This window comes from Paenibacillus sp. NPDC055715 (assembly GCF_053617595.1).
This window is the reverse complement of sequence record NZ_JBSHGA010000007.1, coordinates 97,178-109,919: the sequence shown is the minus strand read 5'-3', so window position 1 is coordinate 109,919 and position 12,742 is coordinate 97,178. Positions and strand designations below refer to the sequence as shown.

Sequence of the window (12,742 nt, the reverse complement as noted above, 5' to 3'; positions counted from 1 at the left end):
TTGTATCCGTTTTTACTCATTTATAGATACAAGGAACCTTTCGATTTCTGCTAAACGATCATTATCAGTTCCAGTCTGCTACAAAAGCTTCCTATGAACGAGTTGCTGGACTTTTTCGCAGGGGATAATGATACCAGACTGAGCGTTCAACTGCTGATCAGTACAGAGAAAACCCTAAAACCGGGAGAAGTATCGTGTATGAGATCGATTCTGTCAAAAGCCGGGTCAGGATTTTTCAAAAAACAGTCTACTCTCACAAGAAGAAAACATCTTGCAGCAAGAAGCCAACACCATAGCCGAAAAAACGTTGGCGAAAATGCATAGGCTACAAGCGGATGTCGGAGGCTTCAGCACGGATATTCAAATTGAGGATTATGGTTCCTGCACCAGATTAAAAACATCATTTGGCTGGGTACCCAAAAACCTTTAACACCAATCTTCGTGGTGTTAAAGGTTTTTTTATATTTCTATCACTTTTCATATTGGAGCCTAATCAAACAACGGCAACGTTTCTTCCAACCAGGTAATATAGCTTTCCTCCCGATTGATAGCACGGCTCAGCACCAGATAATGGCCGAATTGTTCAGAGCCGGGAGATTGAAGGTTTTCGTCCAGCAGTCGGAGTGCGGTCTTACTTTCGTATAAATACTTCAGCTTTTCTTTACGCTTGGCAACCTGATCTTGGAACAATCGCTTGTTCTCTTCCTTCGAGATGGCTGCTGAAAAATACAGCATAAGCATAAATTCATCCTTTTCCGTTTCCGGTAAATCTTTGGGACTCAGCAGCCATTCGGTCAGCTCCCCGGTTCCCTTGGGCGTGATGCAGTACAGCTTCTTTTCCAGCTTGGCTCCTGTAATGGAGGTGCGATATTCGATTAACTCTTCTTCGGTCAGCCTTTTGAGCTCAGGATAAATCTGGCTGTGCTTGGCGCTCCAAAATTGCCCGATTTCCTTTTTGAATTGGCTCGTAATATCGTAGCCGCTCATTTCCTCTTTGTGAATTAGGCCCAGAATGGCATATTTTAATGTACGTTTCAACGTAGCTCTCCTCGCAATGCAGTATTTGACATTAGTATACCACAGTGCTACAATTTTTATGTAATCAAAAACATGTCTAAGTTTACATGATTAAAACTCATAATACAGAAAGAAGGATGCAAGATGGACAAGTTTATTGGCAGTCACATGATTTACACCTATGAGAATGGTTGGGAATATGAAATATATATTAAAAATGAAAATACGATTGATTATCGCATTCATAGCGGCATGGTAGGCGGACGTTGGGTACGTGACCAGAAGGTGGATCTAGTGAAGCTGGTGGAGAATGTGTACAAAGTATCTTGGACTGAACCGACAGGTACTGACGTCTCCCTGAACTTTATGCCAGAGGAAAAACGGATGCACGGCATTATTTTCTTCCCTAAATGGGTTCATGAGCATCCGGAGATCACCGTACGCTATCAAAACGATTTTATTCCGCTGATGGAAGAATCGCGTGAAAAGTACGAAACCTATCCTAAATATGTTGTTCCTGAATTTGCAAATATTACATTCATTGAAAATGCGGGTGTGAACAACGAAAAATTGATTTCTCAAGCGCCATACGCAGGAATGACAGACGATATTCGTGCGGGTAAGCTGCAAGCATAATCGAATATTTGCTGATGGGGTAAAGCCTGGGTCTGTGATAAGCAGTCCCAGGCTTTTTTGTGCTGATTGGAGAGAGTGGGGGTTAATCTGTAAGCGGGATTTAAAATGAATAGTAGACCAGACCATGCTTGATCAGATAAGAACAGCTAATTTGTGATTTTACGATATTTGTGATTTTACGATGGGCGTTGCAGGAGAGAGACTTTGCAGGTTCACGTGGGTGGTCGGGTCGGATAAGGCGGACAGAGTCAGTTCTATTTTGACATGTCCCCAGTTGTCAACGTGGTGCTGAATATATTGGTGAGCCTCGGTAAAAGATATACTGGATGATTGCCATGGAACCTATTGGGTTGCTTTGGACGTTTTGGACTGGGCAAGCGTCATGCTCCTGCCAGAATGGCCTCCTTCGATTCACCGTAAATAGGGATGGGAGAATCATACGTCACAGCGGATGTAATGTAAATCACAAACAGGGGCTTAAAATGAAGATGAGTAGCGAAAAGCGACTTTTAATACTCATGAAAACGGATACTTGCATCGTTTTCTTTTATTATCTTGCCGATAGTCCTTTATATTAAAAAAAAGACAATCCCTATCCCCGGGATTGTCTTTTTGCTCGTGCGCCCGGCATGGGCGATAACCTGGCGGTGAAAGTCCGCTACAGGCTTGGCAGTAGGAACTGTTAGCCAAGGGCAAGGGTGTCTGCCGCGAGGCAGAATCTGAAGGAAGCCGGAGGCAAACCCTTGGTCTGACGAGCAGAAATCACATAGAAGGCATGATGGAACGGACGAGCTTGCGAGACAAAGTGAAGTCCAATACTGCCCGAATTCCATGATGTAAATGTGACAGATAGATGAGGGGAAGGTTATCGCTCTTACCCGGGGAGGTCTCACAGACGTTGTGTAGGAAAAAAAATATTATCCGAAAGACGGAGTAAAGCTTGCTGTGAGAAGTCAGCAGAGGCCATAGTACCGGAAGTTTTTTTCGGAAAGGGCTGAACAATCGTAAGTCTTGAGTACAAACAGGAAGGAGAGTCGGTGTGATAAAAGCAGAATACCGAAAGGGCTACCTGCAAAGGGATAGCGTGGAACGCGAAGAGTATGCAGGAGCGCGGAGCATCGGCACTCGGGAAAGTAGGGAAAGAGGCGGTGCAAGCGACTTGCTGGAAAAGATACTGGACAGGAACAACCTGAACAGAGCCTACCAGCAAGTCAAGCGCAATCACGGAGCGCCGGGAATCGACGGAATGACCGTCGAGGCGGCATTGCCGTGGCTGCGGGAGAACAGAGTGGAACTCTTGCGAAGCATCCGGGATGGAAAATACAAGCCAAGCCCGGTACGACGCAAGAACATCCCCAAACCAGATGGAAGCGGAGTCCGAAAGCTCGGCATCCCGACGGTCGTAGATCGCATCATCCAGCAAGCCATTGCCCAGCAACTGCAACCGCTGTTTGAGCCGCTCTTTTCGGAAGGAAGCTACGGCTATCGCCCAAGGCGAAGTGCCCAGCAAGCGATTCGAAAAGTGAAGACTTATGCGGAGCAGGGTTATAGCCATGCGGTAGAAATCGACCTCTCGAAGTATTTCGATACGCTGAACCATGAACTGCTCATGAACCTCCTGCGCAAGCAAATTCAGGACAAGCGCGTGACGGGCCTGATTAAAAAGTACCTGAAGAGCGGAGTGATGGAAAACGGAATACGCCGCAAAACAGAAGAAGGTTCTCCGCAGGGTGGGCCGCTGTCGCCGCTTTTAGCGAACATCTATCTGAACGAATTCGATCAGGAGATGCAAAGCCGAGGCGTGAGGTTCATTCGGTACGCGGATGACATCGTGGTACTGGCAAAGAGCAAACGAGCAGCAACGCGGCTATTGAAATCAAGCCGGACGTATCTGGAGAACAAGCTAAAACTCCAGATGAATGCGCAGAAAAGCAAGGTCGTCAGTGCCGTGGCACGAAAGCACTTCAAATTTCTTGGATTCGCCATGGGAAAGAACAGAAACGGGATGTACATTCGGGTTCACCCGCAATCCCTCACGAAGGCAAAGAGGAAACTGAAAGAGCTAACGAGCCGGAGTCAAGGCAGGAATGCCAGGCAGGTGATGGAAAACGTCAAGGTCTACATTCGCGGATGGATTGGTTATTTCTATGTAGCCGACATGAAGCGAATCCTGCAAAGTTGGAATGAATGGCTGCGAAGACGAATGCGCATGTACATCTGGAAAGAGTGGAAGAAGCCGAGAACGAAGGTACGGAACCTGCGAAAGCTGGGAGTACCGGAGGGGCAGGCCTACCCATGGGGAAACACCCGTCTGGGGTACTGGCGCATTGCCGGAAGTGCGATAATGCAACGCTCGGTTACAAACAAAAGGCTCGTACAGGCAGGGTATTATGACTTCCCTGCGCAGTACGAGCGTCTACGTCAATTGTACTTAAACGGTTGAACCGAACGGTACGTACGGTGGTGTGAGAGGTCGGCTACTCAACTAATGGGTAGCCTCCTACTCGATTCTTAGGTCTAAAAATCATAAAACTGATCGCGGCTAGAACCCAGACACCAATACCGCCGTAGAGCATTATCAAGCCAAAGCCGTGTACAAGCGCTGCATGGACGACGGCTCCAGACGCATCCAGAGAGGAGAGTTCTGGCAAACTCTGCTTGAGCGATATAGTATTTCCAGCGGCTATTTTTTCGGCTACAGACCGCAATTGCACTGCATTGAGAGTCCCGGAAAGGGCACCCTTCAAATAAGACAGAATACCTTCCTGCAAGATGAATCCCATCACAGCGATGTTGATGGCTAGACTGATCAATCTGGCACTCATATCTATACCGGAAGCCATGCCTGCACGGGCACTCGGAACAGAGCCGGTGGTCGTGTTGGTCACAGGCGTGTTGGTTAAGCCAAGCCCAATACCAGCCAACAAGGAGCCAGGAAGCATGGTCAACCAACTGGCGTGATCGCTGCCGCTGCCATATTTCATCAAAATGAAGCCCATACCGAGGATGAACAGACCTGATGGAATGACTATGCGCGGCTGATAGCGGAGCGAAAAGCGCTCTGCCAGAGGCGGAATTACCAAGGTGGGCAGCGCATAAGCCAAGAGAGACAGCCCGGCGGCTACGATGCCGTAACCCAGGCCACTCTGGAAATAGATCGGCAGATAGATCATGAACGGCCAGAAACTGAAGTTCATGCCGATGGAGCCAAGGAGAGCGCCAGAGAAATTACGTATCTTGAATACGGAAAAGTCAAACATCGGATGGGCGCTGAGCTTTTCCGCAAATAGAAATACAATGAAACTTATGGCTACTGCAACAAGGATGCTAATGGATGCTCTGCTGGTAAAGCCGAGTTCCGGCCCTTGCGTGATAAAGTATGCAAGGCCAAAAACTGTCAACGAAAGCGTGACGATGCCGATAATGTCCAGCTTTTTCACCTGCGGGTCTCTGGACTCCTCTATGCCACCGAAAACAAGAATCAAAGTGAGGATGGTCAACGGAACGTGGACCAGGAAAACCCAATGCCAGTTCAACACGGCCACGATCATGCCGCCGATGATAGGTCCAAAACCGAGGCCGATACCGAACACGATCCCCCATATGCCAAAGGCTTTGCTGCGTTCTTGTCCTTCCTGAAACCGATGTGAAAGAATTGCTATCTGGCAAATCTGCATCGCACCAGCACCCACCCCTTGAAGAAACCGGCTGATGATCAGAACCGATGTGCTTTGCGCCAAGCCACAAATCAAGGATGTAATACCGAACAAGACGAGGCTGATAATAAAAATGCGCCTCCTTCCATACCGGTCAGCCAGCGTTCCAACAGCCATCAGAACTGTGGCACATGCAATGGTGTAAGCGTTCATAATCCATTGCATATCCTTAAGATCACCATGCAATACTTTTTCCAGAGTTGGCAGTATCACTGGCACACTGGAAATTTCGAGGCCGAACATCAATGCGGACAAACATATAGCGGCCAATGCAATTATGTTTTTGCGGGAGAGGGAGAGGCTCACTGAGAGTTCCCTCCAGACTTTTGTTCACGATCTGGACATCCGGCAACGCAACTATAATATTGCGCCTCATTTACTGTTCCTGCCTTATTTAAAACGTATTTGCTCAAGGGCAGCCATCCTCTCTATCTTTTCATGTTTGGTTCGCCTTATCGATGTGAGTTTTATTATATAATCTATATCATTCGTTTTACATAACGCAATCAATCCATTATGATGACTATACAAAGTAATTAAATGAATTTCTCATAAAAACGTTAAATTTAAAGGAGAGCATTCAAAGTGGATCATGTAGACAAACAAATCCTCTTTTATCTTCAAAGTCAGGCAAGGATTTCAATGACGGAGCTAGGAAAATGTGTGGGTTTGTCCCAGCCTGCTGTAACAGAACGAGTTAAACGAATGGAAGAAAAAGGGGTTATCAAGGAGTATCGCACGATCATCTCTCCTGAAAAAATAGGAAAGGATACGGCAGCCTATATATTGTTTCGGACTAGAGATTGCCATGCATTTCTTGATTTTGTCCATACATCTCCACATGTTGCCGAGTGCCACCGTATAAGCGGAGATCACAGTTATTTATTAAAAGTAGTGACCAACTCGATGCGCACCCTCGAAGAGTTTAGTAACCAGTGCGATAAGTATGGAACCTACACGAGCCTGCTTGTCATGTCGTCACCGATCGATCATAGACTTCTCATTCATTCTCTGGAAGAAGCAAGTGGAGCTGCTCATTCAGAATAAGATTAAGGATGAAAGAAGACACCCTCGGGTATCGGTATCCCCGGGGGTGTCTTCATCTGAAAATTTCAGATTTAAGCAAACCAATTCATGCTTACGAAATCTTACCTTATCAAACGGAACATTTTTATAGGTTAGGTTTTTTGCCTTCCGAATCAAGATGGGTGATGATAAGACCAACTGAATTATTTCAATCTCTGGAGGAATTGGGAGAGGGACTTGAGCTAATAAAGCCTACATCTGAACATATAGAGAAGATTTCGGAATTACTCTTCGAATCATATTCGGGTCCCGACAACATTGGATATCCAGGTGAGAACACAATGGAGCACCAGAAGTCTACACTGGAACATTATTTTAATAATAACTGTACTTGCGAATAATCACTTCAATAATTTGGAAGCTGAAAAAGCTGACAGTATCCCTATGCCGCTCTGAGCTGCGTTTTCATTTGGGCTAATGTAGCCCCGGATTGAGCTTGGTCGTAGATATATTCAATCATGTCCTGTTTTTTCTGTAAGCGGTAGCGATGTAACCCATCGATCAAGCCTCCTTGGCCATCATAGATGCAGCACATCGAAGCAAACATCAGTAGGGTCAAGTAACGGTCAATGGCCTTAGCAGATCGAACCTGGTAGCGATCCATTGCCAGATGGACTTTGGCGGTTCGAAAGTACGTTTCAATCGCCCAACGCTTGCTGTAGTAGCTTAGCATTTCTTCATTTGTCAGTGAAACATCCGTGCTTAGAAAAGCCTTCATTTGTTTGGGGTCAAAACCTTCCTCCTCTTTCCAGCACAGCAGCAGTGCAGCGTTTTCCAAGAGATTGAGCTTTCCTTCCTAGCGATATACCCGATAAGCGGAGGAGCCGATGGTCACCAGATCGGTATCCGATTTCGAGATGTAGGAAGCAAAGCTTTGGAGCGATTGCCGAATGCCTTGTGGATAGAAAATACGGTTGGTTTTCAAACCACTAATGACATGAAAGCCTCGCTCGGCACTCGTTTGAAGCACCGAAGACGACGGATACCACGAGTCCATCAGCACGTAAGTCCGGCACGTGGACATCGGGACGGCCTGGATCATCTCGCAAGCCAGGGCAATTTTGCTCTTTCCTTCCGGGTCATAACGTTCCATAGCAAATGGATATACCTACCTGATCACCCGAACGGAGCAGGGCTTGAACAACGGCATGCCCATATACATGTCGGCCCTTGAGATGAGAATGCTGAAACGAAGCTCCTTGCATCGTATGCGTAGCCTGTGACGAAGGCTTGGTTTTTTCACACACGGTATCGTCCAGGATCACAAAAATCGGGCTGTGATGCTGCTGATCGCTCTCCTTAACCTGCTGAAAAGCTACACGTTGAACGATACGTTTAAGGTAGGGAGTGTTCCAGTGACCGTGAGATAAGAAATGACTCAGGGTTCTGCGATCTCGATCCTGCATGCTTTCCCGATGAATGTCGGTTAAGGTGCCCGTAAATCCAGTAGAAATCATGCCATCCACGAAGTACTTGATGTAATGGAGCGCGGGTTTAGTAAAATATAGCGGGAGCTTCCACTGCTTCAAAAGATTGTTCCAATGGCTCTGTTGTGTTAATTTAATCGTATGGGACATGTCTTGTTCTCTCCTGCGTAGGGTCGTTGGTGGTACTTCTATTTTACGCGGAGAGTCAAGTGTGTCTCTTTTTACATTTCATGGAACTGATTTTTAGCAAGTACAGTTAGTAAGCTGGCGTATTGTTTTGAACATATACCAGGTCACTTTAAAAAGAAATTACCTCCGGAGATTTTGCAGGGTTATATCGATAATTCGTCGATTAACTAGGCTTCAGTTTAAATCGATGACCTTTCCAATAGTTGAATAATACCTTGACCGCCGTCAACGATGACTCTGTCCCCGGTCTTCAGCAGGACGGTGGCGTTGCCGCATCCGACGACCGCCGGAATGCCCAGCTCTCTGGCGACGATGGCGGCATGGGAGAGAGGGGCGCCAATATCGGTGATGACCGCCGCGGCTCTAGGGAACAAAGGGGTCCAGCCGACATTGGTCGTGGAAGCGACCAAAATTTCACCTGCCTGAAATTGCTCTCCTTCTTCTGGAGCGGCCAGAATGCGAACCCTGCCTTCGACCCGGCCTGCAGCTCCGGCGAAGCCTTTGAGCGTCTGGGAGTCAGGCGCGGCGATCGGTACTGTCGGGTCATAGAAATCGACCCTTCGATTCGGTTCCTCCGCCCACTTGAAAGGATCGAACCGTCCCCGGATGAGGGAGGGAAGCGGCGGAAGCGACTTGTACTTGCGATAGGTTTCTTTTCTGGCCGGGACATGCTTCAAGGCGGAGGCATCCCCGGCAAGCAGCTTCAGAGCTTCATCGATATAGAGGAAGAACACATCCTCGCCGATTCCCGCAAGTAGTCCTGCCCGGAGGGCAAATGCACGATTAACCCGGAATACCCGGGTCCATTCGGAACGAACGGACTCCCGGAGACGAGCCGCTTCGCCCACCTTGGCAAGCGTTTCGCCAATCCGACCTGCTTTCCGGGGTAACCGATCCTCCAACCGTTTCCTGGCGGCTTCGTAATTTGCCTTCTGCTTTCGAAGATGACCCTCCACGTCCGTGTCAGACGCTTTAAATTCATCGATCTGCTTATCCAGCCATTCGTCGCTTTCACCAGGATCAGGGATTGACAGCTCGAACTCATGAGGCCCCCGGTGGCCATAACGTCTCCTGTACTCCTCGCGGCTCAGTTCACCTTTAAGGATATTGGATATACCTGTAACGGGGCCAAGACTTTCAAGCGCTGCGTCACCTCGAAAGTTAGACAGCAGCGTATTCGCATCCTCCGAGCCAAGCATACTTACAAGCTTTTTCCTCAGTTTCGAAGCGATCACCATTTTCCGGCCGCCTGCAAGCGCAACCCATAAGGCTTTGAAGTTATGGGGCAGGAGCTCGTTTTTCCATAACGCTATCAAGTCATTTTTTGACGCTACGTTACCAATGCGCGCCGTCATCGCTGTACACCAATCCGGATTCTCTTGTAGATATTGCGGCATAATTTCAAATGATTCTTTGAATTTGCGCATCCGTATCTTTACCCTAGGCGCTGCTGACTTTAAGGCACCTAGTGCCGTCATCGGGTACACCGGGATCGTCATCCTCTCGGGCAGCTCTCCAAATACGTCTGTGATCATTCCGATGCCGCGCTTTATGTTGATACCGAAGGCCGGAAGCAGAGATAGTCCGTAGCTCAAGTTGGAATACGCTCTTCCGGCGATATTCCCGGAAAACAAATAATAGCCGGGGAGCGGCGATTGCTCCTCATCCTGCGCTCGGATGACTGACCAGCTAAACGGAGTAAACACATCGGCAAAAGCCTCTCCGATATTGGTGTTGGTCCACAGGAAATCCCCGGTCAACGAGTCGTTCCATTCATATGTGTCCGGATTGCCGGTCGTCAGCGTTGTAATCGGCCGGGCTTGAAGAAGATATAACGTTCCTTTGGCGATAGCCCATTCGATATCTTGAGGGCTCCCCAGCTTCTTCTCCAGCTTGGCGGCCAATGCATATAATCTGGAAGCATATTTTTTCATCACATGCGGCCCCTCATAGGTACCTCTGGGCCTAGTGAAAGTGAATGCAGAGGCATTGGCTTCCCCGGAAACAAGCTGCTCACCCAATCCGTATACGAAGTTGCCTGTCATTCTCGTAAGGCTGCCCGAGAGCGGATCCGCCGTGAACAAGACGCCCGATACCTCGGACGGCACCATATACTGAACCACGACGGCGACTTGGTGAGACGTGATGCCATGAACGGAGCTGTATACTTTCACTCGCTCGGACTCTCCGGACTTGTAAACCGTATCGATGGCTTCCGCGATGGCCTCGTCTGTGCTGACATTCAGCACTGTTTCGAATTCCCCTGCAAAAGACGCCTGAGCCGAATCCTCGTTTAATGCGGACGATCTGACCGCGAAGAGCGTCCCCGAATGGTTTTGTCTCATGGTGTTCAGCTTTGCTTGAATCTCTTTCCAGGCTTGAGGGCGTAGCTTGTCGCCTTGAAAAGCAGACGGCAGAATGACAAACCCGTCCGGCACCGGATATCCGGCCTGCAGCATGCTGGCGAGCATCCCGCCTTTTCCGCCTGCGGAGGCTTGCAGCTCCGGAGTCAAATCCTTAAAGCTCGTCACCATTGGCTTCATCATCAAGACTCCTTCTCTGGTTTACGGTACCAGCATGATTTAAACAGCTCGATATAGCCATCCATTTCTGATACGATTTCGTCATAATACTTCTGGTTGATTATGAGGGAATTCGTTACTGCTTTTTCCTTCTCCCGATTGGATATTCCTTCCATCGTCCACATCAAAATATTGATCGCTTTATCGATATCGATCCCTTCTTGAAACCGGGAAAAATCGAGATTTTCGAATAGTTTGGTCTGGCCGCTGGCGGTAACCGATTTATCTCGGCGATCAAGCTCGGCTTTTATCTCGGGGGCGTCTTCCGTTCTAGCAGCTAACAGGAAATTAAACATTTCAGGGTGCTTGTTTATGACTTCAATTTTTAACGTAACAAACTGTTTGATCCTCAAGAATAGATCCGTTTCATTTAAATCGATTTTCGCAAAAAACTCATTCAGAATATGATCCATAATAAAGTCATTCAAAAATAGGAATAATTCCTTCTTGTTCTGAAAATAGTGAAACAGAAGTCCTTTGGAAATCTTTGCTTCGGCCACAATTTCATTTGTTGAGGCATGTTTATAGCCCTTTTGGGCAAATTCTTTCATAGCTGCATTTAATATGCGTTCCTGCTTTTCGGGCTCTAAGTTTAAAAATTTATCAAACATCCGTTGCCAATTCCCTTCTTCACAACAATTGACCATATTGGTCGATCTCATATTACTATTATTGACCGAACTGGTCAATAGGCATTGTGGGTGAGGGGATATGTCCGGATCTTATTTAAATGCCAGCGTCTTGCTGACCGGCGCGATTATGATAGATAAACCTTTATCTCGGAAACGCTTATTCTTCTGAGCAAAACTGAGAGAAGCGCACCCGCTATAATAGCAAGCTGGAGAATCGTTTCATTCTGCATGTCCTCCCCTCCTTTCAAAAGCTCCCATCAATTCGTTTTTTTCCGATCAACAAACGCCTTTAAATCTTTATAAGCGGATAACTCCTTTCGGTAATCGTCCAGCAGTTGCACAATCCTTTCGTCTTCGTCGCCCTCTTTCTGCCGCATTTCCAGATCGGCAATAGTTGATTCACAAAGCTGAAGACGCGAAATGACCAACCACTCCAAAAATGACCAGTAATCTTCCGTTTCTGCACTACGTACATACCTATAAACCGCTGTACAATCCTGCTCTTTCATGCTTTTACTCCTTGAATTTGACTTTGCATTGCACTTCATCCCTTCGATTTTGGATTTGTCAAAAGAGCATTTTTTGGAGGTTTGCCTGCCGCATGGCTGGCATCCCCAAAAGGAAAAAAATGCTTTCAATCCAAAAGAACCGGCGGCTGCCGGTTCTCTCCTTCCTTCTTCGATTCCTCCCACACACGGCCTTGGCACGATGATGGAGCGCAGCGGAATCATGGTGCTGCCTTTGCAGGAAGGCTTGATGAATAGCGCAGCGCAGCGTAGTGGTTCATGATGCCCTCCTTCCTTCTCCGATTTACTTAGAGCCAGTAGCATGAGCCATGTTTCCCTATTTTTCTATTTAACCAGGGTAAATTCAGATCCAGCCAGCTTACGAAAAAAGGCAACCTGGGTGGGGCCGCCTTTATATATGTATCTTCAAAAAATGCCCTCATCCATAGGAGTGGAGCTGTCCTATAGCGAGGGCATTTCTTGGTTAGTGTCTTCCTAAGAGAGATAGCCATTTTGCAGAAGTGGAGAGAAACTTGCAAAAGATTCTCTCCTTATACCTAGTAACCGGGGGAAAATCCGGTTAGTTGCATTATACACAACGAACTATAATTCGCCAACTAAAAGGCGTGGTTTTTAGAACGTGATAAATTTTTAAAGAGTTGGGTAAGATGGAGGAAAGGAAAATAAGGAGTTTGCCAGTTTTGAAATTAAAAGATGCCAGAGAAGCAGCGGGCTACACCCAGGAATCCCTTGTCTTAAAAATTAATGAATACATGAAATGCACATTGCGGCATTATCAGAATATTGAATACGGTTTGAAAACGCCGAATATAACATTAGGCTTATTGATCTGTAAATTGTGTGGTGTGGAGCCGCGAGAAGTGGAAGAGTGGAAAATAAAAACTAGCCAGAATTGGTGATCATCGCATTATTCATGAGGGGGTTATAAAT

Annotated in this window: 15 protein-coding genes; 7 read left to right on the top strand and 8 right to left on the bottom strand. The window is 47.2% G+C overall.

Annotated features, from left to right (window positions below; genetic code table 11):
* Positions 1–271: 271 nt before the first annotated feature.
* Entirely contained in the window at positions 272–430 is a 159-nt protein-coding gene (locus ACWGOO_RS13675; RefSeq protein ID WP_452484211.1) for a hypothetical protein, read from the top strand.
* A gap of 59 nt (positions 431–489) precedes the next feature.
* On the opposite strand, the gene ACWGOO_RS13670 is transcribed toward ACWGOO_RS13675, so the two are convergent.
* Complete coding sequence (locus tag ACWGOO_RS13670) at positions 490–1,038, bottom strand: PadR family transcriptional regulator (RefSeq protein WP_452484209.1); 549 nt, start codon at positions 1,036–1,038, stop codon at positions 490–492.
* A 123-nt stretch (positions 1,039–1,161) separates the two neighbouring features.
* Here ACWGOO_RS13670 and ACWGOO_RS13665 point away from each other — a divergent pair, with 123 nt between their 5' ends.
* Entirely contained in the window at positions 1,162–1,653 is a 492-nt protein-coding gene (locus ACWGOO_RS13665) for a phenolic acid decarboxylase (protein ID WP_452484207.1), read from the top strand.
* 1,039 nt (positions 1,654–2,692) lie between these two features.
* Positions 2,693–4,096: a group II intron reverse transcriptase/maturase gene (gene ltrA / locus ACWGOO_RS13660; protein ID WP_452484205.1), complete on the top strand. Its 1,404-nt coding sequence runs from the start codon at positions 2,693–2,695 to the stop codon at positions 4,094–4,096.
* Positions 4,097–4,130: 34 nt separating this feature from the next.
* On the opposite strand, the gene ACWGOO_RS13655 is transcribed toward ltrA, so the two are convergent.
* On the bottom strand, positions 4,131–5,675 hold the full coding sequence (locus ACWGOO_RS13655) for an MFS transporter (protein WP_452484203.1): 1,545 nt from the start codon (positions 5,673–5,675) through the stop codon (positions 4,131–4,133).
* Positions 5,676–5,954: 279 nt separating this feature from the next.
* Here ACWGOO_RS13655 and ACWGOO_RS13650 point away from each other — a divergent pair, with 279 nt between their 5' ends.
* Together ACWGOO_RS13650 and ACWGOO_RS13645 are read left to right on the top strand one after the other, a co-directional pair.
* Positions 5,955–6,416, top strand: coding sequence for an Lrp/AsnC family transcriptional regulator (locus ACWGOO_RS13650; protein WP_452484201.1), 462 nt, complete (start codon positions 5,955–5,957; stop codon positions 6,414–6,416).
* 8 nt (positions 6,417–6,424) lie between these two features.
* Entirely contained in the window at positions 6,425–6,796 is a 372-nt protein-coding gene (locus tag ACWGOO_RS13645) for a hypothetical protein (protein ID WP_452484199.1), read from the top strand.
* Positions 6,797–6,837: 41 nt separating this feature from the next.
* Here the strand turns inward: ACWGOO_RS13645 and ACWGOO_RS13640 are convergent, their stop codons facing one another.
* The 6 genes from ACWGOO_RS13640 to ACWGOO_RS13615 all read right to left on the bottom strand — a co-directional run bounded on the left by ACWGOO_RS13640 (position 6,838) and on the right by ACWGOO_RS13615 (position 11,794).
* Positions 6,838–7,233 carry a transposase gene (locus ACWGOO_RS13640; RefSeq protein ID WP_452484197.1) on the bottom strand — a complete coding sequence of 132 codons (396 nt, stop codon included), beginning with the start codon at positions 7,231–7,233 and terminating at the stop codon, positions 6,838–6,840.
* An 18-nt stretch (positions 7,234–7,251) separates the two neighbouring features.
* Positions 7,252–7,548 carry a hypothetical protein gene (locus ACWGOO_RS13635; protein ID WP_452484195.1) on the bottom strand — a complete coding sequence of 99 codons (297 nt, stop codon included), beginning with the start codon at positions 7,546–7,548 and terminating at the stop codon, positions 7,252–7,254.
* Positions 7,535–8,032 carry a hypothetical protein gene (locus ACWGOO_RS13630; RefSeq protein WP_452484193.1) on the bottom strand — a complete coding sequence of 166 codons (498 nt, stop codon included), beginning with the start codon at positions 8,030–8,032 and terminating at the stop codon, positions 7,535–7,537. The genes ACWGOO_RS13635 and ACWGOO_RS13630 overlap by 14 nt, the downstream gene beginning before the upstream one ends.
* 218 nt (positions 8,033–8,250) lie before the next feature.
* Positions 8,251–10,617, bottom strand: coding sequence for a PEP/pyruvate-binding domain-containing protein (locus tag ACWGOO_RS13625; RefSeq protein ID WP_452484191.1), 2,367 nt, complete (start codon positions 10,615–10,617; stop codon positions 8,251–8,253).
* On the bottom strand, positions 10,617–11,342 hold the full coding sequence (locus tag ACWGOO_RS13620) for a TetR/AcrR family transcriptional regulator (RefSeq protein ID WP_452484190.1): 726 nt from the start codon (positions 11,340–11,342) through the stop codon (positions 10,617–10,619). Before ACWGOO_RS13620 ends, ACWGOO_RS13625 begins: the two co-directional genes overlap by 1 nt.
* A gap of 200 nt (positions 11,343–11,542) precedes the next feature.
* The gene (locus tag ACWGOO_RS13615; RefSeq protein ID WP_452484188.1) at positions 11,543–11,794 is read right to left on the bottom strand and encodes a hypothetical protein; all 252 of its coding nucleotides are present in this window, start codon (positions 11,792–11,794) and stop codon (positions 11,543–11,545) included.
* On the opposite strand from ACWGOO_RS13615, the gene ACWGOO_RS13610 reads away from it, so the two are divergent.
* Together ACWGOO_RS13610 and ACWGOO_RS13605 are read left to right on the top strand one after the other, a co-directional pair.
* A complete protein-coding gene (locus tag ACWGOO_RS13610; RefSeq protein WP_452484186.1) occupies positions 11,793–12,074 on the top strand; it encodes a hypothetical protein in 282 nt (93 codons plus the stop codon). The genes ACWGOO_RS13615 and ACWGOO_RS13610 overlap by 2 nt on opposite strands.
* 418 nt (positions 12,075–12,492) lie before the next feature.
* Entirely contained in the window at positions 12,493–12,711 is a 219-nt protein-coding gene (locus tag ACWGOO_RS13605; RefSeq protein ID WP_452484184.1) for a helix-turn-helix transcriptional regulator, read from the top strand.
* Positions 12,712–12,742: the final 31 nt, after the last annotated feature.